The sequence below is a fragment of the Pseudomonas baetica genome, assembly GCF_019733355.1.
Classification (GTDB): domain Bacteria; phylum Pseudomonadota; class Gammaproteobacteria; order Pseudomonadales; family Pseudomonadaceae; genus Aquipseudomonas; species Aquipseudomonas baetica_A.
Map to the genome: position 1 here is coordinate 183,270 of NZ_JAIHLQ010000006.1, position 21,666 is coordinate 204,935.

Annotated in this window: 18 protein-coding genes and 3 pseudogenes; 12 read left to right on the top strand and 9 right to left on the bottom strand. The window is 52.1% G+C overall.

Going from position 1 to position 21,666, the window contains the following annotated elements; genetic code table 11:
* The first annotated feature begins 525 nt into the window (after positions 1-525).
* The 4 genes from K5E40_RS08445 to K5E40_RS08460 all read left to right on the top strand — a co-directional run bounded on the left by K5E40_RS08445 (position 526) and on the right by K5E40_RS08460 (position 3,576).
* Positions 526-792: a hypothetical protein gene (locus tag K5E40_RS08445; RefSeq protein ID WP_153045998.1), complete on the top strand. Its 267-nt coding sequence runs from the start codon at positions 526-528 to the stop codon at positions 790-792.
* A gap of 237 nt (positions 793-1,029) precedes the next feature.
* On the top strand, positions 1,030-1,881 hold the full coding sequence (locus K5E40_RS08450) for a glyoxalase superfamily protein (RefSeq protein ID WP_078466133.1): 852 nt from the start codon (positions 1,030-1,032) through the stop codon (positions 1,879-1,881).
* A 71-nt stretch (positions 1,882-1,952) separates the two neighbouring features.
* A complete protein-coding gene (locus tag K5E40_RS08455) occupies positions 1,953-2,306 on the top strand; it encodes a hypothetical protein (RefSeq protein ID WP_078466134.1) in 354 nt (117 codons plus the stop codon).
* A 997-nt stretch (positions 2,307-3,303) separates the two neighbouring features.
* Positions 3,304-3,576 carry a hypothetical protein gene (locus K5E40_RS08460; RefSeq protein ID WP_153046043.1) on the top strand — a complete coding sequence of 91 codons (273 nt, stop codon included), beginning with the start codon at positions 3,304-3,306 and terminating at the stop codon, positions 3,574-3,576.
* 113 nt (positions 3,577-3,689) lie between these two features.
* Here the strand turns inward: K5E40_RS08460 and K5E40_RS08465 are convergent, their stop codons facing one another.
* Positions 3,690-4,697, bottom strand: coding sequence for a Y-family DNA polymerase (locus K5E40_RS08465; protein WP_311775944.1), 1,008 nt, complete (start codon positions 4,695-4,697; stop codon positions 3,690-3,692).
* Positions 4,698-5,006: 309 nt separating this feature from the next.
* Here K5E40_RS08465 and K5E40_RS08470 point away from each other — a divergent pair, with 309 nt between their 5' ends.
* From K5E40_RS08470 to K5E40_RS08480, 3 genes are read left to right on the top strand one after another with little or no spacing between them, the layout of a single operon-like run.
* Entirely contained in the window at positions 5,007-5,417 is a 411-nt protein-coding gene (locus K5E40_RS08470) for a hypothetical protein (RefSeq protein ID WP_019819623.1), read from the top strand.
* Between the two features lie 14 nt (positions 5,418-5,431).
* Positions 5,432-5,644 (top strand): CopG family ribbon-helix-helix protein, encoded by a 213-nt coding sequence (locus K5E40_RS08475; protein WP_019819621.1) that lies wholly within the window; start codon positions 5,432-5,434, stop codon positions 5,642-5,644.
* A 59-nt stretch (positions 5,645-5,703) separates the two neighbouring features.
* Complete coding sequence (locus tag K5E40_RS08480) at positions 5,704-5,982, top strand: type II toxin-antitoxin system RelE/ParE family toxin (RefSeq protein ID WP_019819619.1); 279 nt, start codon at positions 5,704-5,706, stop codon at positions 5,980-5,982.
* A gap of 910 nt (positions 5,983-6,892) precedes the next feature.
* On the opposite strand, the gene K5E40_RS08485 is transcribed toward K5E40_RS08480, so the two are convergent.
* Positions 6,893-8,023 carry a sensor histidine kinase gene (locus K5E40_RS08485; RefSeq protein WP_019819614.1) on the bottom strand — a complete coding sequence of 377 codons (1,131 nt, stop codon included), beginning with the start codon at positions 8,021-8,023 and terminating at the stop codon, positions 6,893-6,895.
* 851 nt (positions 8,024-8,874) lie between these two features.
* Between K5E40_RS08485 and K5E40_RS08490 the strand changes: the two genes are divergently transcribed.
* Entirely contained in the window at positions 8,875-10,362 is a 1,488-nt protein-coding gene (locus K5E40_RS08490) for a SulP family inorganic anion transporter (protein ID WP_019819612.1), read from the top strand.
* A gap of 11 nt (positions 10,363-10,373) precedes the next feature.
* Positions 10,374-10,897: pseudogene (locus K5E40_RS08495) on the top strand (universal stress protein); the annotation flags it as partial.
* A gap of 84 nt (positions 10,898-10,981) precedes the next feature.
* Here K5E40_RS08495 and K5E40_RS35545 read toward each other — a convergent pair.
* Entirely contained in the window at positions 10,982-11,377 is a 396-nt protein-coding gene (locus K5E40_RS35545; protein ID WP_019819608.1) for a VOC family protein, read from the bottom strand.
* A 114-nt stretch (positions 11,378-11,491) separates the two neighbouring features.
* Here K5E40_RS35545 and K5E40_RS08500 point away from each other — a divergent pair.
* Positions 11,492-11,707, top strand: a pseudogene (locus tag K5E40_RS08500) (Tn3 family transposase); the annotation flags it as partial.
* Between the two features lie 235 nt (positions 11,708-11,942).
* Here K5E40_RS08500 and K5E40_RS08505 read toward each other — a convergent pair.
* Positions 11,943-12,902, bottom strand: a complete 960-nt coding sequence (locus tag K5E40_RS08505) for a DMT family transporter (RefSeq protein WP_019819605.1) — start codon at positions 12,900-12,902, stop codon at positions 11,943-11,945.
* A gap of 255 nt (positions 12,903-13,157) precedes the next feature.
* On the opposite strand from K5E40_RS08505, the pseudogene K5E40_RS08510 reads away from it, so the two are divergent.
* Positions 13,158-13,433 (top strand): annotated as a pseudogene (locus K5E40_RS08510) (transposase domain-containing protein); the annotation flags it as partial.
* Between the two features lie 31 nt (positions 13,434-13,464).
* Here the strand turns inward: K5E40_RS08510 and K5E40_RS08515 are convergent.
* Entirely contained in the window at positions 13,465-14,094 is a 630-nt protein-coding gene (locus K5E40_RS08515) for a LysE family translocator (protein WP_019819600.1), read from the bottom strand.
* Between the two features lie 562 nt (positions 14,095-14,656).
* Here K5E40_RS08515 and K5E40_RS08520 point away from each other — a divergent pair.
* Entirely contained in the window at positions 14,657-15,817 is a 1,161-nt protein-coding gene (locus K5E40_RS08520; protein WP_236712996.1) for a competence protein CoiA family protein, read from the top strand.
* 353 nt (positions 15,818-16,170) lie between these two features.
* On the opposite strand, the gene K5E40_RS08525 is transcribed toward K5E40_RS08520, so the two are convergent.
* From K5E40_RS08525 to K5E40_RS08540, 4 genes are read right to left on the bottom strand one after another with little or no spacing between them, the layout of a single operon-like run.
* Positions 16,171-16,617 (bottom strand): hypothetical protein, encoded by a 447-nt coding sequence (locus tag K5E40_RS08525; protein WP_019819597.1) that lies wholly within the window; start codon positions 16,615-16,617, stop codon positions 16,171-16,173.
* Positions 16,607-18,628: a hypothetical protein gene (locus K5E40_RS34955; RefSeq protein ID WP_236183096.1), complete on the bottom strand. Its 2,022-nt coding sequence runs from the start codon at positions 18,626-18,628 to the stop codon at positions 16,607-16,609. The genes K5E40_RS08525 and K5E40_RS34955 overlap by 11 nt, the downstream gene beginning before the upstream one ends.
* Positions 18,625-20,361 carry a hypothetical protein gene (locus K5E40_RS08535; protein WP_019819593.1) on the bottom strand — a complete coding sequence of 579 codons (1,737 nt, stop codon included), beginning with the start codon at positions 20,359-20,361 and terminating at the stop codon, positions 18,625-18,627. The genes K5E40_RS34955 and K5E40_RS08535 overlap by 4 nt, the downstream gene beginning before the upstream one ends.
* A complete protein-coding gene (locus tag K5E40_RS08540) occupies positions 20,354-21,646 on the bottom strand; it encodes a site-specific integrase (RefSeq protein ID WP_032873808.1) in 1,293 nt (430 codons plus the stop codon). The genes K5E40_RS08535 and K5E40_RS08540 overlap by 8 nt, the downstream gene beginning before the upstream one ends.
* Positions 21,647-21,666: the final 20 nt, after the last annotated feature.

Sequence of the window (21,666 nt, forward strand, 5' to 3'; positions counted from 1 at the left end):
TTGGCGTGCGATTCGCTCCAGCAAACGATCTGCCGACTCTACCGGGAGGCCAGCTTCACGATGTCTCGCATAGTGTCCGGCGCAACCTAGTCCGCCACTTACTGGCAGCGACCGGTGAGGTGGAGACGGTGCAGACCATCCCGGGTCAAAATCTGGATCGCAGCAACCCCTACTTAATCGTCGATCAGGCCACCATTCGAAAAGCTTATGAGCTTGCCCTTTACTGAGTTAAACGACTTTTAGGCCCCCTGACTTGGGTTGCATTCTCCAGATTTGTGGGAGAATTCCCCAACGAGTTGGAATTCGCAGAGCGGTGGTTATCTTGAATACAAGAAACTGAACTGTCGGCCTGGTAGCGCGCCACCCCGTAGACGCCGAACCTACAACAAATGCATAGGGTAAATAGGGAGAAGTAGCATGGAACGTATCGTTTTTTCGTAATAGTTATGGCTTTGAGCTGGGGCGGGTTTTTCGCTTGGAAGCTCTCGTAGCAGTCAGTGAGGCCGGATTGACACGAAAAGTCAGATGAAACCGCTACGTGAACAACTACTAGCTCTCGATGACGCGGGCTTAGCGCGGTTAGTGATGATCGCGGCTCAAGCCCTCAACGATCAGAACTGGATCGTGGAGATTGCAGACCTTTGCGATGTACCCCTCGCCGAACTAGAAGAATGGTCGGTGCGTGTTGTGTTGGGTGATGCCAATGAACCAGGGCTGCAAAATGCAGCCGCTGTCACCCTCGGTTGGTATCCAGAACCTGAAACTACCGGCTGCGAAGAAGACGCCCAGTAATCACGGAAATTATGCTGGCCCCGTTCAAGGGGCCTTCGACGGAAGAAGTGCTATTCGGCATGGTGATGCCATTCCAAATATCATTTCAACAAGGCCACCCCAGCCTGTCGTCCTCGCCGGAAACGGTACGGTGAATGGGGGAGTAGACGAAGCTTGTTGGCAACCATTGCCAGGCATCGAGAACGAGGACTCCGACAACGCTATGCGTCAACCTGGCTCACATGGAAACCATCGACAATGACTTCAGAAACTCTTAAAGCTCGCGCCAAACAACTGCGTCCGGCAGTCGCCGAAATGTTCAAGGTTTCGGTCACGCACTCTCAGGCCCTGGAGCTTGTGGCGAAGGCAGAAAATTTTCCCACTTGGGACGCCGCGTGTGTGTCCTATGGGCAGTCGGACAAAATCCAATCCCCCCGCACCCTTTACCCGACACAAAATATCAAGGTAAACGCCCGTCGCGATCAAACGCGAAGCATGGCCACCATCTTTGAAGAAAGCGAAACGATCCCTCTGGAATTACATCGTTTGTTGGATCAATCGGATAACCGAGGGGCGCTGGTTCTTGTTTGCGGAGCCACGGGACAGGGGAAATCAACCACAGCCAATGTTGTGATCAACGACCTACTGCGTGCAAATATCAACACAAACGACCCCACATTGATTGTCGATGTGGGGCTCGGCAGCGAAACCTGTCTTGATTCCCCTTTAGGTCAAAGGCTGGTGTTGGTTGACGAAATTCGTTCTGCACGGCTTGCATTTGAGGTTGTGGCACTGGCGAAAGCAGGCGTAAAGGTTGTGGCAACATTGCATGGGAAACCGGGGATAGATCGTCTTCGCGTGCTCTTACGTCAGTTTGGGATAGGTGAAGTGTTTCTTGATGGGCTGATTGCCGAAGGTCAGATCTTGTCGATTGATCAAGAACTCGTTTGGCCTGATGTGGCCATGCAGATTCAATCAAACAGGGAGCGCCATGAGCTGATATTGCGTCAGCATGGTTTTGATGAGTCCAATGTCAAGAGTTTGGTCGATAAGGGGCCGCAGGCTGTTTTAGACGCCATTCTCCCAAAGGGTGAGCCTAGTCAGAACTAGGATCTAAACGTATTAGGGGAGAAGGCTTAACGCTCCCCTTTCTAAATATGTAATTGGTCACGGAAATCGCCATGAAACATGAAATTGCAAAAGGTAAAACTGAGTTTTTCGACAAGCTTACGAAGTATCTCGCCGGTTCCCAGATTCCGACTTTCGACTCGACGAAGATGCTGTTGGATGTGGGCTCCAATACTGCTGATGCTGTTCGCCAGCCAGATGGAAGCTGGGAGGTCGCTGGTCAGGGTAGCGCCAACCTAATTTCTTCCATGGCTGTATCTGCCGAGCGCAAGGCTCGCAAGGTCGCTTTTCTGCCACGGCAGGTCGAGCGAAAGGTTGCTCGCTCTGCTCGACTGGCGCTCGTAAGTACGGGCCAAATCACACTCTGTGACGGGACGGTTATACGCCGTGCCAATGGTCAAGGATGAGTTAAGGGAAAGAACGCCGTGAGTTTTCGTTTTTTGATTATTTTCATTCTTGTTGTTGTGATGGTGACGATCATCGGCTTCGTGGTACTCGGATCATAGGAATAGTCTTCTGCTGTACCCAAGCCCCGGCCTAAAACCGGGGCCACGTCAGTATAGGGATGCCGTTTTTGGCGTCCGCTAAAAACGGATGATGACAGATGGCTACGCATCGATTAGACGATAAACACGACGCGACGGTTCGCCCCATCGAAAAAATCTCATCGACGCATTACCGGTGCGAAGTGAAGGTGGGGCTGACAGACGGGTCGCTAACGGATTCGCGTTTCTTTGGCGAAGGCTCGACGGCAAGGCAGGCCGAAAGTGATGCACTTAGAAAGGCCAGCACCGCTATTAGCGCGGGACAAATTGAGTACCGACCTGCGCCTGTTCCGGACGACCATTGCCCAAGCTGCGGAGACTTGTTAACTGATGGGAAGGCACTTTTCTCCCTCCGGCAGCTAAGACCTAACGCAATGTGGGAGGGGAAAGAAAAAGCACCCGAATTGAGGGCTTGTCTGAAATGTCCCTCATGCGGCTATAGCGAGACTAAGGCTCCTATGTCATAGGAATTGATGATGGCGAGTGAACAGAAGCAGAGCGACAAAATGCGGGTTGTTTTTGGCTTGTTCTTGGGCGGTAGCGGAATAGTTTTTCTGAGCTGGTTGGCTTACCTCAGTCACAAGTCGGGCAATAAAGGAAAAGTATGAACAGACTGTTTGAAATACTTAAGGCAGCAGCCAATCACCCTCGCCGCCCAGCCACCCGCAAGGGTCTAATGTGGATGCTTGGTACGCAGGCAATAGTAGTTCTTGCTGCCACCATTGTAGTGACCATTTGGCCCGACAAATCGTTTGCCGTAGGGCCACCGTTGTTCCTGTGCTTTGGGTGGTCGCTTGTCCTGTTTTTAGAGGCCTACGAAGGCCGTCTTGGACGTACGGAATAGCTTAGGGAAATGATCATGATTGAACAGACTCAAGCCTCGCGGAAAGCCTATAACTGGGCGCGTTTCTTTAGGGTATCAGGCACTGCCAGACCTTTGAATACCCTTGGATCTGATCTGGGCACGCTCCTATTCGGCGTACTTGCCGTAGCACAAATTTTAGGCGCTTTGACGGATGAACAAACTGCAAGTGCTTGGCAAATCGCTGGGCTCAGCTTGTCGATCATTTTGACACTCATTTGCTCCTACAAAGCCCATTCGGCGAACGGATCGGACACCATTCAGAGTTAAAGGAAACGCCTTTCACCCATAAGTAAAATAGTTATGAACGCGTTTCCGATTAAGCCTTGCAGGATTTTCTGTATCTTGAACCTGAATGACCTATAGCGGTTTACAACCAGGCCTCAGATAGCGGCGAATTTCATAAGTTGGTAAAAGGAGGTTGTGTAGCTGGGGCTGAGCAGCTCACGCCTCATTTCCCAATCGGGTGATAATGGCATGCGCCCTGAATGAACGGCATTCTTCCCGAAGCGTCTGTTTACCTGATCCAGTACGCGCATCAGCGAATCGGACTTAATCGACTGTGAAGGAGTAAACAGATCCTCTGTATATTCCCCCCGCTTGCGCAAGTCCATTAGCAATATCTCTGCCTTGCTGTATTTGAATCCGTCACGCCAAATGGTGTTTATAGCTTCGTTTGCTAAACGAGTGAGCAACAGCACATCATCAGTGGGGTAGGGTGGGGTGATAGTCACCGCGTTTGAATACTTAGGCCCCTCACCGAAAGGGGAGGTGCGAATACCAATTCGTATGACGCCAGTCAGCGAGCGTTGTTTTCTCAGTTTTTGACTTGCTCGATGCATATAAGCAGCAATCGCTTCCTGCATGCCAGGCTTAGTGGTCACCCTGGTACCAAACATCCTGCTGGTGCAGATAGCTTGCCTATCAGGTTCGGTCTCTTGGAGCTCAATGCATGCCTCGCCACTAAGCTCACGCACCGTCCGCTCGAGTACCACGCCGTACCGCTGGCGAACGGTTTTAGGGTCTAGGTTTGCAAGCTGCCATGCCGTGGTCACATTCTGGGCGCTGAGATGCTCCGTTAGCCTACGGCCCACGCCCCAAACCTCATTGCATGGCATCCGCTGTAGAAGCCATTTCACCGCATGTTCTGAGCGTAGATCTACCACGCCGCCAGTTTGCTTTTTATACACTTTGCTAGCGTGCTGTGCTGCTTTTGCAAGTGTCTTGGTGTGACCAATCCCAATACCCACAGGCATGCCAACCCATAGCTTTATTCTTGATTGTATCTCTCGCGCGAAATCACCAACAGGCTCCTGTATGCCAGTTAGATCTGCAAATAGTTCATCGATGTAAAGGAAAGATGTCAACCCATGGACATGAGTGAAGCCCACGCCAACTCTAGTTTCCCGCTGAATACACCATGACCATGGATATCCACCTACGAAGCGCTTTCAGAGCCTAATCTGTCCATACCGAAAGCCGCTGTTGACTGCGAGCAGCAGGAGCTGACATCAGGTTAGGGTATAGCCCAGCCTGACACCGCAGCTTGTCAACATAATATTATTAGTTATGATTACTTTGAATCATTTTTTTTGGACGCTGGCGTAGAATGAGAGGCTCAATCACATGTCATTCCACCGGCTGCTGATGACATTCCTCACTCGAACCCCACCGTACCAATTCGAGAGAAGTGACGCTTCATGAAAAATCATCCTGACACAGTTGAGCTGTTACAGAAAATTGATAAGCTGCTGACGGCAGTGGAGTCGTTGCATAATTGCCTCCAAACCCTCGAAGCTGTACCCAATGACAGTTACGATATTGCCCGTACCCAATTGCGTAATGCGGCCCGCGAGGCCTCGCACGTGATCGAGCGCCATCGAAGCACGCAAGAACTGAATCAAAAATCAGAGCAAAACGTGCCGCACTCTTTGGCGTTGCTTGCTTCTGCCGAAGCGGCGGAATGGCGCGCCAATGAACTCAGAAAAAATGGCGATTATGCCGAAGCACGCCAAGCCAGCGAACGTGCCATTACGTTACGCCAAGCGGCATCGGAAGCTGCTGTGATTGAACGCCGGCAAGGCATGCACCTTGTGCAGCCAATTGGTTAGAAGTAGCAGTCTTCATGGCAACTACCGCAAAAACTCGATCCGTCACCGCTCATGTACCTATGCAGTTAGCCGAAAAGGTAGATTTAATGGCTGAGCGGCTGGAGCGCTCCAAGAATTGGATCGTCAAGCAGACTCTGGCTGCTTGGATAGACCAAGAAGGGGGGCGCAGTCGCCTGACACGCGAAGCGTTGGCCGATGTAGACGCTGGTCATGTGATTGACCACTAAGCTGTCCAAGCCTGGGCCGACAGCCCCAACACCGAATCGCCATTAGCAATCCCGAATTGATGGAGTTGAATTGCACCAGCAAAGCGCTTTCTGACCTTGCTCGCCTATATGAATTTCTGGCGACGGTGGTGGATCAGCCTGCCGCTGCTCGTACTGTACAGCAACTAACAGTTGCCCCGACAACGTTGCTGGCAAATCCACGCATCGGTGAGCGGCTAGATGAGTTCGAACCTAGCGATGTGCGCCGAATCCTGATTGGCCACTACGAGATGCGTTACGAAATTACGGGATCTATCGTCTACCTGTTGCGCGTGTGGCATAAACGCGAGAACCGATAGATAAATTTTTAACACAAATCGCATTCTCCGCGACGATTCCAGGGAGAGGATCAGTTCTCCTCAGAGTTGACAGCCAGAGTCTCGTTTCCTCGATATTGAATTTCAGACCCTGTATTTCCATAAGAACGAGAAAGTTTCTTGAGATTCGGTAATGCCCGCAGGTAGCACAGTGACGCTCCTCCCAATCGCCAATTGACCGTTGCAAACCAGTCTTTTGAGCGCATATCAAGCAGCCCATTTACCCCTCCATGGAGCAGCCGTGACTCTTGCGAGGCAGGGACAAAGCACAGTTAGATTTTATTGGCAACTTTACGGTAGCTGCTTATCGTGAGAAAGCCATATTCGTAGCGAATATTTTCCTTAAATTTTGGCACTCAACTTAATGAACAAAATCTCCGAACGTACGTTGGCTGGCTGGAATTTTACGTTGAGCACCACGAAGCGGGATCGCTGCCAGCGCCCTTGAAGGGCTCATGGGTGGCGATTTTTTAAATGCACACAGTCTCTACGCTGGCTTCAGATTCGTACCTGGTGGAATTGGTGGAAGCCGTTGAGCTGGCTCGCATTGCTTGGCGGGATACGGTTAATCACCTGCAACACGTTTCAGATGACGTTTGGCTGGGTCAGATGGAAGCAGTGGTGTGTCTTGAAATCCAATACAGAACCCAGCAAGAGCAGCTCTGTCGTTACCTCTACAAAACAGTAATGAGCAGTGGCGGATAATTGCTGCTCTTGGATAGCGCCAATCATTCAAGCCTACGCTGGGCGGGCTTTTTGAGCATCCGAGGGATACGATATCTGACAATCCATTGCCCGACACGGGTTTCAGATTAACCTTACACAGAGCGCTCGCCGAGATGAAGTTGCAGACCGTTTCCATTAAAGTCCTTGTACGTTACGGTCTCCCTGCTCATCTCAGAAGACCATCAGGAACCAGCCTTGCGGGGAGGCGAGTCTTGAACACAGGAGAAAAAATTATCTGAAACGCGGTGCCTCCAAGGTCTGCGTTGGGCTCATGACTTAGCGAACCATCTAGGTTCTTTACCAGTTCAGTGATCACCTTCATTCCCAGCCCCGACATTTTATGTACATCAAAGTCAGTCGGGAGGCCTCTGCCATTGTCGCTCACAGTCAAGCAGCATTGGTGCTGATATGGTGTTAAATGAACGTTGATTTTAGAGGCTCCATATTTCAATGCATTGGTCACCAATTCGTTAACAATCAGACCGATTCGGCTGAGTTGTTCACTATCCAACGCCAGTGGGACGGCGTCGACTGAGATTACCATCTGGCTTTCAGATCCCAGCATCGTAGATAAGCCAGCGCACAATTGGACGAGATAGTCAGCACTATCCAGCGTAGAGGCTGCCTTGCCGACATTAATATGTTTATGCACATTGGCTACAGCAAATATCTTGGTTGCCGCTCTGGAAATCTCCTTAGCCGCTTCAGAGCTGCCCAGCTGAGCACTTTGAATGCTCAACATCGACACAATCAGATGAAGGCTATTCATCACACGATGGTCGATTTCTTCGGCCATTAAGTGGGAATGATTCAGCGCCGCTTCCTTTTCCGCGATGGATCGCATAGCAGACAGGCGCAGCTCCAGTTGATCCATCACAACGCTTGCAAGATCCGTCAATGTGTCTAGCTGGTCTTGGGTGACCGTACGCGGCTGCGTGTCCAAAACACATAGCGTGCCAAGATTGAAACCGTCGTGGGTATGAAGCGGTACTCCCAAATAAAACTGTAACCCGAATTCGCCTGCGACGAGGGGATTAACGAGCGTACGAGGGTCGTGTCTAGCGTCCGTTACTAACCAAGGTTCTGCCTGGAGGATCGCGGAAGAACAAAGGCCTGAATTGCGGGGAATTTGTTTTACGTCGAGTCCGTGATGAGATTTGAACCAGATTCGGTCTGTATCGACGATGCTCACGATTGCTATCGGAGTTCCAAGAAGACGAGCTGCTATCGCGGTCACACGATCAAATGCGCCATCCGGAGGCGTGTCTAGGATGGCGTACCTGCGAACAGCGTTCATCCTGAGCGCTTCCTCTTGAGCGGACTTACTAGAACTGACGGGATGAGTCACGGTGTTCATAGTGTGCACTCACAGGAATAAGGCCAGTAGCTGTGCTCTCGGGTTCGATGGAATGCCCCAAAAAAATTGGAACTTTTCTATGGCCTCGCGCACAGGGAGCAAATTGGATGATAGCAGAGTGTGCATTGCTACACTATTACGTGCGGAACAGCTGGACATCCTACGCTGCGCTCAGTGCGCCGGTATCTTGTGGTTAGAAGAAACCAAAAGGTTAGCGTACGTTTTTTCCGGGTTCTCTCGGCCGCCTTCCGGAACACCCCGGATGGCAGAAGTCCGCATCCGACACTAGGTTCACGCCAGCATGACGATAAGCCTGGACGATCAAACGCGAGCAGAACTGCCTCCGGTCGGCCACGAAGGCAGCTAACAGTAACCGTCTGGCCAACTCACCGCTCAGCACACAGACCAGCTCGAACAGGAATGAATGGAAAGCAAAGTCTTGCCCGCAGGTATACCGATTGACTAAGCCTATATCTGACGTAGCTCATGCAGAGCTTGGCAACGGGTCGCAATCGGCGACGGCTTCATTGTATACTTCGGTTCCGCATACCCCTTGAGCACAGGAACATCAGCATGACTGTACTCCAAACGATCTACTGGCAGCCTACGCCGCCTTAGCGCTACGCCCCCCTCGCAACACCTGCTTCCGCTAGTCTCGCTCGCGGGCGCACACTGCTGTACGCCTGGTTTTTGCACCTCAAGCACACAGCAAAAAATCCTCAAAATTTGAACTTGTATCGATTCGTTCGCCATTCCTTTGGCGTGCGCGATGCTTTGCCTTGGATATTCTGATGCTGCAATCGCTCAAACAAACGTGGTTTTCCAACGTCCGTGGAGACGTGCTAGCAGGTCTCGTAGTCGCCCTGGCATTGATCCCGGAGGCCATTGCCTTCTCGATCATTGCCGGCGTCGACCCCAAGGTTGGTCTCTACGCCTCCTTCTGTATCTGTGCTGTTATTGCCTTCGTCGGCGGTCGTCCCGGCATGATCTCGGCGGCTACCGGCGCCATGGCACTGCTCATGGTTACTTTGGTTAAAGAGCACGGACTTCAGTATCTGCTGGCAGCCACGTTGCTCTGTGGGGTACTTCAAATCCTCGCGGGTTACCTGAAGCTAGGTTCGCTGATGCGCTTCGTCTCTCGCTCTGTGATCACGGGTTTTGTAAACGCATTAGCGATTCTGATTTTTATGGCGCAGTTACCTGAATTGACCAACGTGACCTGGCACGTCTACGCCATGACCGCAGCGGGCCTAGGGATAATCTACCTGTTTCCGTATGTACCTGTGATTGGCAAGCTGATTCCTTCGCCATTAGTGTGCATCCTGACACTGACTGCACTTGCCTTTTACCTCGGGCTGGACATCCGTACCGTGGGTGACATGGGCCAATTGCCGGACACACTGCCGATTTTTCTGTGGCCTGAAGTGCCGCTGAACTTTGAAACCCTGCGCATCATCTTTCCTTACTCCGCAGCGCTGGCAGTTGTAGGCCTATTGGAGTCGATGATGACCGCGACCATCGTCGACGGTCTGACGGATACCACCAGCAACAAAAACCGCGAGTGCAAAGGTCAGGGTGTGGCCAACATCGCCGCTGGCATGCTCGGCGGGATGGCAGGTTGCGCGATGATCGGCCAGTCAGTCATCAACGTGAAATCTGGTGGCCGCACCCGCCTCTCGACATTGTGTGCCGGCGTTTTCCTGCTGCTGATGGTGGTATTTCTTGGCGAATGGCTCTCTAAAATCCCGATGGCGGCACTCGTGGCAGTGATGATTATGGTGTCCATCGGTACCTTTAGCTGGGATTCCTTGCGCAATATGAAAGAGCATCCGCTGTCGACCAACCTCGTCATGGTGGCGACCGTCGTGGTCGTCGTGGCCACTCACAACCTGGCCTACGGCGTATTGGTCGGTGTGCTGCTGGCGTCCCTGTTCTTTGCCAACAAGGTCGGACACTATCTGGACATCAAGAGCACTCTGCAAGAGGCGCAATCGCATCGGACTTATTACGTTGTGGGCCAGGTGTTCTTCAGCTCTGCAGACAAGTTCACTGAGGGTTTTGACTTCAAGCAAGCGCTGAAAAAGGTCACCGTCGATCTCACACAGGCGCATTTCTGGGATATTACCGCCGTCGCAGCGCTGGATAAGGTCGTGATCAAGTTCCGCCGTGAGGGCGCTGAGGTTGAAGTGCTCGGTCTCAATGAAGCCAGCGCAACAATCGTTGACCGCTTCGGTATGCATGACAAACCCGGTGCCATCGACAAGCTCATGAGCCACTAAGGAGGACGACAATGACCCACGTAATGGCATGCAGATAACTCACAATCCGCATTGGCGGTCTGTGATTACGCAGCATGGGCTTCGCAACGTCTCAGCGCTCCCCCTGACCTTGCTTCATGTGCTGGATAAGGAGAAATATCCTGCATCCGCTGACCTCAGCGGCAATATCGGTCTCGGCAGCAGTGAACATCTACTGGAAGATCTGGCCACGCTGGATGCGCAGCGTGCAAAACTGGCCTTGGAGCATGGCCAACACATGCTGGAAAAGGCCAGGGAGCGAACGGCCATTTCCGGCGCTGCGTTTCCTGAGCTGAAGCAGCGCCACGGACACTTGGTAGAAATCTGAGCGACCTTCAGGAGGATTCGACTGTTGGTGATAGGAAGAGTGGGTGAAGACAACTCACGCAACGCGCACAGCCTTGGCAGCCAGATAGAAGCTGTGGTGCGAACAATTCACCGGCCTATCCTGATCACAGCTAGCAGCTATAAAAAGCCCGAAAAGGTGATGCTCGCATTTGACGGCAGCTCCACTGCCGTATCCGTCCGGCGAACACGCCTTGCTTCCCGATAGATAATGCTGCGCCCTCGATTCTCGACTGTTCAAAGTTTCAAGCTACGCTTAGGGATCCGGAGCATATGCAAAACAAAGCTTATTCCCCTCTGGATCCCGACAATATGCTGCATAGAAATCTGAAGCATATTCTCGAAAGCCCGGCTTACCCTCATTGGTTCCTCCCATCTCAATAGCAAGCGCCCAGACCTCACGAACCTGGGCCTCCGAAGCTGCCAGAAAACTCACTTGAACACCGTTCCCCCAAGTGGCTGCAAGACCATTTATAGGGTGCTGGACGTAGAACTGGGGCCATCGCCTATTGGGGTATCGCCAGCCTACGCCGCGAGCAGCCCCACCGTTCCCTTCAGGCATCTGGATAAGGCCTAGTTTCGCCAGCAAGGCGTCGTAAAAGACTACCAAACACTCAAGATCCCTAGCTCCGACGTGCACGTGACTGAACATAGGTATACTCCGCGAAAGGGGGACGTGTCGCTTTGTGATAATGCGCAAGCACCGGGCATCACACATTGTAATGTCGCCCCGGTGCACACGGGTGTCTAGCCATCTTTGCTGGACTTGACCGCAGCCATTGTGCTGTGGAACACGGTGTTTCTCGAGCGGGCAGCCCAAAGGTCAGCCGACGCCGGAAAGCCGGTGAATACAGATCTGTATCAGTACCTGTCGCCGTTGGGCTGGTAGCACATCAACCTGACAGGCGATTACGTGTGGCGGCAGAGCCACAAACTGGAAGATGGAAAATTCAGGCCGCTACGGCAGGTCGGAAAACCTTAGTATACGATTTTCCCGGTTCCTGCTCACTAGCGGTCGACGGCCAGTTCGTGGAATGCGCACTGACGTATGCGTCCTGTCAGCGGTGTCCAGCCAACACATCTTCCAAGCTCCGGCATTAAGCGCCACGGTGTCTCCGGTTTTAAAATGAACACCATCGCGCTTATAGCTGGGTTTGTGTAGGTGACTCCAAACGACGCTTACCAAAGAACTTTCTCCGATGGGCTTTCAGAGCAAATCACGCCTGTACACTCGAACCTGCGCGGTAACTTGGCGTCATGACCTTTATTGCGATTGTGGCACCTGTTAACAGGGCTATTACTCCCAGCATCTCAAGACCGGTAGGTAGACGGTTTTCGGCGATAAGGCCGAACGCAGCGGCGAAGATCGTTTCTACAGAAATGAGCTGCCCAGACAGGGCCATGGGTAACCGCTGGCTTGCAATGTTCCAAGCCCATGCCCCTCCAACGGAGGCAAAACATGCCAGCGCTGATGCTGCGGCGAAAACCGGTAGAGTATTGTCCAAACGTAGGTCAATGTGCGGGTAGCTATATACCCCAAACACAAGCCCGAAAGGTAAGAAAAGCAGGACGCTGACACCTGCTCCACTCATCATTAGTCCAGTCCAAAGACCTGAATGTACTTGGGGAATTTTTGCCAATATCTTTTGGTTTAATATGCTGAACATTAACCAAGCCAATACTGCGCCTAACGCATAACCTACTGCCACAAGGTACGAGGGCGCGCCTCCATCTAAAACGCTGACCAAAATTCCATAATTCGTTGCAACCAAACCAAAAACTGCCAGAATTATGGGTGCACAGAAGCTGCTCCAGGAAACTGTTCGGTTGATCAAATTGCCTGTGATGGCAACTATAACCGGCGTAGCGCTCAAAAATGCGGGTGCGATTATAGCCCCACCGTGAAGTACACTTCCCATAATGCATCCTATGTAAAGAGCATATCCTAGGACGCCAAGCAGCCCGGCCATCATAGTTGAACGCCAGCTTAAAACTGGATCGCCAGGCCAATAAACACGAATAACAACAAGACCAATGCAGCCAGAGATGATGAATCTCAATGTAATAAAATCAACCGGTCCAAAATCTCCCATCATGTAAGGAGACAGAAAATTAAGCGCCCAGCTGAACGTAGCGAAAATTGCAGCTGCAATCCCAATCACATAGGATTTTGACATCGCCTCTCCTGTGACGGGCTTACACGCCCGATTTTAGATAATAGGATCGCAATATTTCGAGGAGCGAATCTCCTTACCGTCCTTTATACCAATAAATTGTGACCCATAGGCCGTCTGAGTTGGTTTACCCAAGTTAACGCCCATCCCTACGTCGCCACCACTTTCAGACTTGCCTTCGAACATGGATTTTGTCTAGTCGTGAGCGCCAGTCTAGAAAGCGCATTGTCACAGCAAGTCGGGTCTTACACGGCCGCAGCGCTGTCGCGCTACCTTGATGACGGTGCCGTACCCATAGACAACAAATGGGCCGAAAACCAAATCAGGCCATGGGCTCTTGGGCCGAAGAACTGGCTCTTTGCAGGGTCGCTGCGCAGCGGTAAACGTGCGGCAGCGATCGTGAGCCTGATCCAGTCTGCACGGCTGAATGGTCATGATCCGTATGCTTATCTGAAAGACGTTCTCAGACGCCTGCCGACGCAGCGGGTGAGTGAAATCAAGCAGTTGCTTCCGCATAAGTGGGAGCCCGTTTAATCATGTAAGGGTGACGCTCGGACGTACACACTTAAGTTCGTCTGGCTGTAGCCAATAAGGCGGCTGCGCCGAGCATCATTGCACCCGTTATGCGATTGATGATCGACAATTTCCGCTTCGAAGGGTGCAGAGATCGAATGATGCTGCCAGCAAGGGCCCAGCCTATAGCGGCGATAAACTCGACCGCAATGTAGATTGCACTTAAAACGACGAACTGGGCAGTGAAGGAGGCGCCAGTACCAGCAACAATGAATTGGGGAACAAAAGCAGTGAAGAGCAAGATTGCTTTGGGGTTGGTCATGGCAGTCATGAACTCCCTGCGTGCCAAGGAGTAGGCATCGACAGGCTGGAATACCGAAGCCCCATCTTCGTGACAATCACGGCCTATCATCATTCTTACGCCGAGATAGGCGAGGTAAAGGACACCTACCCACTTAATAATCTGGAAAGCGGGTTCAGACGCCTCTAGCAATGCGCCTAAACCGACAATCACCATTGCGATCATCAATGCAAAGGCCGTACACCGACCTGACAGACCGACCACTGTAGGCAGCAAACCCTGCCTGCTGCCATTTGCGAATGCAAGCAGGTTGTTGGCGCCCGGTGAGACGGCAACGATTGCTGCTGCGGGGAGAAATAGGAGGAGTTGGGCTAGGGTCATGGTTGGAACCTCGGCATCGACAATAATTGATTCTAGCCAGAGCTTGAATAGTCTCTACGAGGATCGGGCATATTTCGCAGCGCCTATCCTTTGGAGAAGCGGTGTTCAGGTGTTTGTTGGTAGCTTCGGAGTATGCTTTGGGGTCAGTAAGGTGTGTTGGCTAGACGCTTACTACGCTTCCGCAAATCACCTTTGTTTACGTTCACCCCCGCTGAACCCTGGATGATAGCAGCATCTCATGCTCACTGGATTGTTTGCGACGTCAAAGGGCCCGTGCCGTACTCACTGGGCTTGTGTCTCGTAACCAAAACGATCTAAAACGTTAGCGCACGACCACAAGCATAAGTACATCCTGCGATGGTCCCCGCTAAATTCAGAGAATTAAAACTGTCGCAGGGTATAAAAATCTGTCGCAGGCTGGTCGCCGTTGTGACGGGTCGCTGCCAAATAAGTATTCTCCAGGCGTCGTACCTGACAGACGTTTCAGATTACTAAAGATCAAATACTGACTCTGTTGTGAATCTGAACTGCGTCTTTGGAAAAGGAGGTTGCCTTGGCTTGCGTGGGTTTAGTGAACGGCTGTCGTACTGTGGCCTCAGTGCTTAGCGATGAAGATTGGAAGAAAGTAGTGAAAATATCGAAAGGCCGCCAGGTGCTCATGCCGGATACGAAACTTCCGGCACAGGCCAAAACCCTCAGACGGGATGGAGGCATCACCAGGTACTTTTCCCATTTTCCTGGAGAGAGCCCTGAGGGCTACTCCAGCACTGAAAGCCCAGACCATATCGCCATGAAGGTGGCCATTTACAAGAAGCTGGTTGCTCTAGGCATTCAAGCCGAGCTTGAAGACGGCGTAGACGATTGGCGGGCTGACATTCTGGTTGGCGACTCGGCCTTTGCTCCGCGCCTAGCAATAGAAGTGCAGATTTCGCCTCAGTCTGCGCAGCGGACATATGAGCGCACTGAACAACGCAATCGCTCTGGTGTTCCGACTCTTTGGATATTCGGCAGTATCGGCCTGACGGGCGTTATCAACGAGGATCTAGCACGAACAAACCCCGTGTTCGTCGCAAAAACACCACTGGATGCAGCCGATATAGCGAGTGCAGTGTGTCGTGGCCAAGCATTCTACGATGACTTGTCGCACTACCAGCAAACGCCAGCAAGACCAGTTGCGCTGCTCATAAACTGTGCATGCGGAGACAGATGGCTCTACCCGTTCGGCTGTGTTTTGCTTCTCAACAGAATCTCCGGTGAAACTGCCCCAATGTTCATTAGTTGCTTTAGGACAAGCAGGGTGGGAAAGGGGCTTCTACCTACAGCTAGAATGAGGGCGGTGGAAAGATATTTTGACCTGGGCATGTCTGCCGTGAAAGTTAGCGCCGAAAAATATGGCGTTGGGTTTGGACGGCCATCTGAGGTCTGGCATCGTTACGGGCGCTTTGGAAACTCAAAATCAGGCATTCGGGTATGGGAGCGAAGCTATAGCTGCCCGACCTGCACCAGCACGCCTGAACCGCTGACGCGGGGCTTACCAAAGAATGTAGCCCTGTCGATGTGCCCGGTCCCCGTCGCCACTACCGTCGATGCGCGTTCTGTTCTTAGCGTCACACCGAGTTGGAGAATGAGCAGAAAGGACGGCTGGGTTGAGTCTGTAATGTGTGAACGTAGATGGAAGGATGAATTCATCTACCCGCTCAGGTCGGCAATTGCGCAGGCGTGACTCGCTGAACAGTTGCAACATGCCTAATCGGGTGGTCGCGACAGTTTTAATTCTCTAGGCCTCCGCTCCACAGCAGAGACTTGAGGGTTTGCGACAGTTTTGCGTTTCCTCCAGAGTTGGCTTGAAGCCCCAGAAAGCCGGGCTTCGCAGCGACAGTTTTAATTCTCTAAATCCACCGCGACTGTCGTGATGATCCGCCTCGACGATACTCCAGGTGTCGTCTCGTCCCCCTGGTCAGTCAGCAAGGTCAGCCAAAGCGGACGCTCGTTGAGCATAGCCTCACAACACGCTCATTGAGTATCGCCCCTAGCCTTGCGGCTAGTTGCGGATCGTGTACCCCCACGACTGCCATCTCAAAGCTTTCTGGGCCCGCGTGGATCCAACGATAGTATGTTGGACGCAGGTAACTGTCGTTCAAGCTCAGCAATACGGTCATACAGCTCTATGATTTTCGCATCCGCCTCGCTCAATAAACTTGCTAGCTGGTCGCGCTGTCGGGCAACCTGCTCAATCCGATCTCGCAAGGCGCGGCTTTTCTGACGGGCAAGATGATTTATCTGGTTCAACGAACGAGGTCGCTCCTCCGCATGTTGTTCGATGTAGGTTTTTATCTCTGCGATGAGACTCGGGAAACGTGATTTCTTAAGTGCCGACGGATCGCTCCCGGCCTCTTTGGCCACGTTGTTTTGAGTAACCGGTGTCCCCTTCGTTAGAAGCTGCGGCTTATTGAGTTTCAAGCGCTCAAAAGCCTCGCGATATTGATCGGCCGCGCTGCGACGCGCCGTGAGTTCAACGTCCATTTGCTCCCCCTATGACTCGCCGGAAGCTCTCTACGCTTCGTTGTTGAGCGATTAAGGACTCCATTAGCGGACTTCCGTACTGAGCATTAACAAGCCGCTCTTTGAGGACATGTTCAAGATCATCGACTGCGTCCAATCGTTCTGAGTCATACAGCACATCAGGGCAAGGTTTTTCATCCTCCGAATCACCGCCCCCGCAATGAGCAATGTTGTCGACTCCTCCGTACGGACAAGGCTTGCGACTCGAGCAAACGCCAAGAAGGATTTGGCGACATGCTGCGGCACCCTTCTTCGCCAAACCGATCATCTTCTTTGCATCCTCTGGCGTGATCAGCCGAACGATCTCAGCCTTACGTTTATCTCCATGGGGACTTACAAAACGCTCACTCGTAAGCTGCTGTAACTCTCTACCAAGCGTCTCGTACATCGTGCGAACGTACAGCGTGTGAGCCTTATCCTCTAGACGCATCTGCGAGTGATTTTGTCCGTAGTAAAGGCTCATCGCTCGGGTGACGTGCTTGAGTTGGTACTGAAGCGAGGCATCGCTTACGAGCCCGGAAGCTTGCATGTTTACTGCACCAGTTCTACGCAACTGATGCCATGCTAACGGCCATACCGCGCCCACTTGATAGTCCTCCGGCAATGTAGGAGTAGCTAGCCGGGCCAATTTCAAATCCTCACTCGTGATACGCAAACGCTCCAAGTCAAACACCTTGCCGTAGTGGCTCAAAAGGTCGGAATATGACGGAATACTTGGTCTCAGTGAGTGATCATTTTTCTTGCTCGATGGGGCCCACGGTTCGTAAGAAAACGAGGTTAAAAAACGCCCCGTGAGCCCGCTCGCAGCTACATGAGGTGCGTATAATGACCGAAACAGAGAAATGACCTCCATCGCCCTCACTGCGACCTTTACAGATGGGGATGTGACCCACAGGGCGTCGCTATCGGCCTGCGTTTTCGTCGTCTGTCCACGTAACAAAAAAATGTCGCCGAAATTCTTGTCGTGCTCGACCTCAAGGCATCCCGCTCGAAGATTCCAAGCTTCCTCGACTCGCATGAGGCTGAAGTTAAGGATGTAAGCTAAACCTGCGCTATTGACCAGTTTCAGATAGCTAGTCAGCGTTCTTACTTGCAATTCACCACTGCGCCCCACCCAACGTTCAAGTAGCTCAAAAATGCCGAAGCGTTTCGCGGTATCTGCAAACGCTCCGAGAAAACGAAGCCCCGTTTTAGCGCCTGATAAATGCATCTTATGGCCGCAAAAAGGTTGTGCGTTTGCGCACGCCACTCTTTTTGAAACTCTATGATTATGTTCGTAAGCCTCAATGCTGAACCGGTAACAAGCTTCAACTTGTTGTTGATGGGATAGGAAGTCATCAAGACACTCTCGCAGCCTGGTGACTTGGTAGTGCCAAATACGTGGAGGAATGTACGGTGTTTGAGCTGTTTGGTGGGGTGGAAACAGCGCAGCCAGACGGGTTAGCGAGCCCGAATCCAGCAAAGTAAACCCTACGGCGCTGCGAGACGCGTATAGCTCATGCATTAACGACAGAAACTCAGTCTTTCTTGAGGCATGAAGAAAGGCAGGGATTTCCTCGCATACGCGTGGAAAGCGGCTCAATTCGCTGGCCAGTATTCCTGCCTCTTCACACAAAACAAACAACCGCCGCATCTGATCGAACCGCGTCTTTAGAGATCGATAGCCGCGAGCGCCGTACGGCCCGTATAGCCACCAGCCTGTGATGATACGAAGCAGATCAGCGTTCGCCGAGCTAATGGGCGCCGCGACTTTTGTGGCGGGGCCATCCCCGAAATTTAGCGTTAACGCCTTCTTGGCCCATGGGTCAAGCCTCCAAACTGGGTCGCCCCAACGGCTTACTACTTTGCCCTGTGCATCAATTACGACAGGCCAATCAGGTGGCGGAGGCCAGCTCTCAGGACGGTAATTTGGCGCTCCGGGAACGGCGAGAGGCGACTCAATAGAAAGCCCTAACGTCGTGAGGATATTCATAAGGAAGGTCCCGCTGTAACTTCCGCCAGCCGAATAAATCCGTCCCAAGCTGGGTGATAACTCTCCTCAGCTATGCGAGCCAGTGCCTCCTCAACCCAAAGCCGACGCACCTCGCTACTTTCTTGAAAGAACCGCAGCTTCGCACTCAGACGCTCAATCGCAAGCATTGCAGGATGGTCAGCCTCCTCAGATCTATCCGTGGAAGCTGGACGATATCTAGTTAGCTCCAAGCTCTTGAGCACGCGCAAACTACTTAGCGACCAGACGTGATCTTCGCTTTCAATATCCCGATGATTGACGCAGAAGAGGCAACCAGCAGCGTTGATACAATCGGGATCAGGTGCATTCGTCGGAGCATCTACGACCGATTCTGGCAAGGACGTCGCACAAGCACCTGGAGCAGGTGAGCAAATGACGGGATCTGATTGCCGGTGAAATCGAGTAATTTCAATCATCGCAATTTGCGGATTGGGCTCAGCGTACACACGGATCAACGTTTCAGCTGTGTGCTGTGCGATTTCCGCGACCAGTTCAGGGCGTTGCGATTCACGTAACAACCAGTTAATACGAGCACCCCGTAGCTTACGTGGTCGAACGAATCGAATATTGGAATCGGTACAGAGGCGCACTAGAGCTGTGAACTGAGGAGCTTCTACAACGAGACGTCCCCCAAGACGGACGAGAGGAAAAAGAAGCCCCTCTAGGTCGTCCGGAAACCACGTGTTTCGCCACTCAATGTAGCGTTCAAACCACTCCTTGTAGCTTGAGAAAACTTCAAATAGCACTTCGCCCTGACGACGCTTTTTGTAAGACCTGACTTGGTAACCATCAAGGTGACTCGTATAGTGGTATTGGTCGATCCGAAGTTGATGCGCCTGCGACAAATTCATGCCGGTTTGCGCGATGAACATAAGCATCTCGGCTTCGATTCTCAGATTTACTGCCGGGTATCGAGTCTCGATTGAAACGTCAGAGTCCCGGAATTCTCGGTGTCGAAGGATGGCCGCAATCTGGAATTTGGTTTGAGGTCGAACCCGTCGTGACGCTTCTTTCTCTGTATCGCGAAGGCCGCACCAGATAGGTAGCGTTGTACCCGATCTCAATGCCACTTGGATGGGGAGTGGTCCCGCCACAGCCTCATAAGTGAGTGACGTACAGAGGTCGGCAATTAACTGCCCGAAAGAAAAGCTCTCTTCCACACTTTGCTTATCAGCGCTCCCATTTCTAACCCGTCCGTTGCCTCTGGGTTTGCGAATTCGTGTGCTGTACAAAAGTGTCGAGCTTCGGCCTAGCACTCGATCAAGCATCGTCGCTGTCAAACTTGCAGTGTCGTATAACGATCCGGCAGTTAAATATCCTTCCACACGGTGACGGTGTAAAAGATGCTCTGCCCACCCCAGGTAAGCTTGCGCAACCTTGTCAATGCTCAACTGGCGTCCGGATTGATCCGCCCACCGAAAAAACTGCCGCAACGAACCGATCTTGTTATTCGCCGAAAAGCGGCTCCCCCCGCCTACAAGGTCGTCGGCCAAACACTCGTGGAGCTCCTTTACAAGCTCTACCCGTTCCAGCAAAGGATCCCCTAAAACACCTGATGTGATTTCATTGCGTACAGTCTTCACTTTTGCCTTTGCACCACCGCTGTATAAAAATGGGGTCAGATCCCAAGGCGTCTCGTTCTTCGCGTACTCAAGCATTGGAAACGTTAGGTCTGAAGACGTCCGATTATTCATTGCTCGCTCCGTGCCTGGAAGAAATCCCTGTAAACGCAGCCATGAAGCTGTTCGCAATGGCCTGCTTAGCGGGTGTGGCTTGCACAAACTTGATGTATTTGAAGGTAGTAGCCTCCGAATTTCGACCGTGAAGCAATGCATTGCTAACAGTCGCAATCACTATCGCCACATCATCGCAATTTGCTAAAGCCAGCTTGGCTAGCTCAGTTCCAAAGGTGCACCGGGACTGATGGAAGCGAAATGTCCTGAGTACCTTAACGCCAGCTGTGATGCCTGCTTTTCTAAGCGATGACATCTCAACGTTTATGGCCGAAGACTGATCGCTGCTGCGCCGTCCGAAGGTATTACCGAAACGAGTCAAGAAAACTAGGTCTCGATTCTCATCGGCAGCAGATGCCTCGCGACTTAACCTGCGGAGCCCCTTGGAATATTCCAAAACTTCTGAACACAAAGCTTCGGGAATCCATACCTGGCCAGTTACTCCAAATTTGGTATGCACGGGCGGGGACGCACCTGGCCCCACAAATATCCTAAGCAGGCCTTTAGCGGACGGATCAGGTATCGCACGTTCCAACGCGCCGATACGAAGGTCACAGATTGTTCCCAGTCGCATACCCGTGAAAAAGCCTAGAGCTAGCATCAGGTACAGCTCAGGCGAGGCATTACGTTTTGCAAAATCGAGAATGACGTCGCGGTCAGATGAGGTGACAGGAAGCAACCCGCCTTCCAAAGTGATCCCGATGCGTTTCCGGTTGGGAATCCCCAGATCGGTAGTAGTGCCAGCGAAGGTTCGTTCAAAACCAACCTGGTCAAAGTATTTGATGAAAAAGCGCTTGTCTTTCCATAGTGGCAACAGCGGAGATAGAAGCCCACGCTTCCTGACCCACCTATAGAAACTGATGCAGTTGCGCATGTACTCGGAGGCCGTTGCTGGGCTGATATGACCAGCATCTCGCGCCTTAATAAGCGCCCCACGGTACTGAACGAGACACCGATCAGCTTTTCGAGACGGGAACTCAAACCACTCAAGTCTGCGGCTCTCCAAAAACTTCGCGTAGTTCAGCAGTCCATTAACGTTGCTGGAAACGGTCTTTAGGATTGCTTCCCCATTGGTGACACGCTCCATAGCCCAGAGGTTCGCCTCTCTCCAGGGCAAGCCGTTTACCCAGAAAATTTGTGGTAGCCCTTCGATTACTACCCGGGAGCTATTCGACGAGTAGGTAATCAGGCGGTCTTTGACAGAAAGGTCATGCGGACTGAAGTGGATGTGCTCAACGGTAGCCAAGGGATATCTCTGTAAGAAAA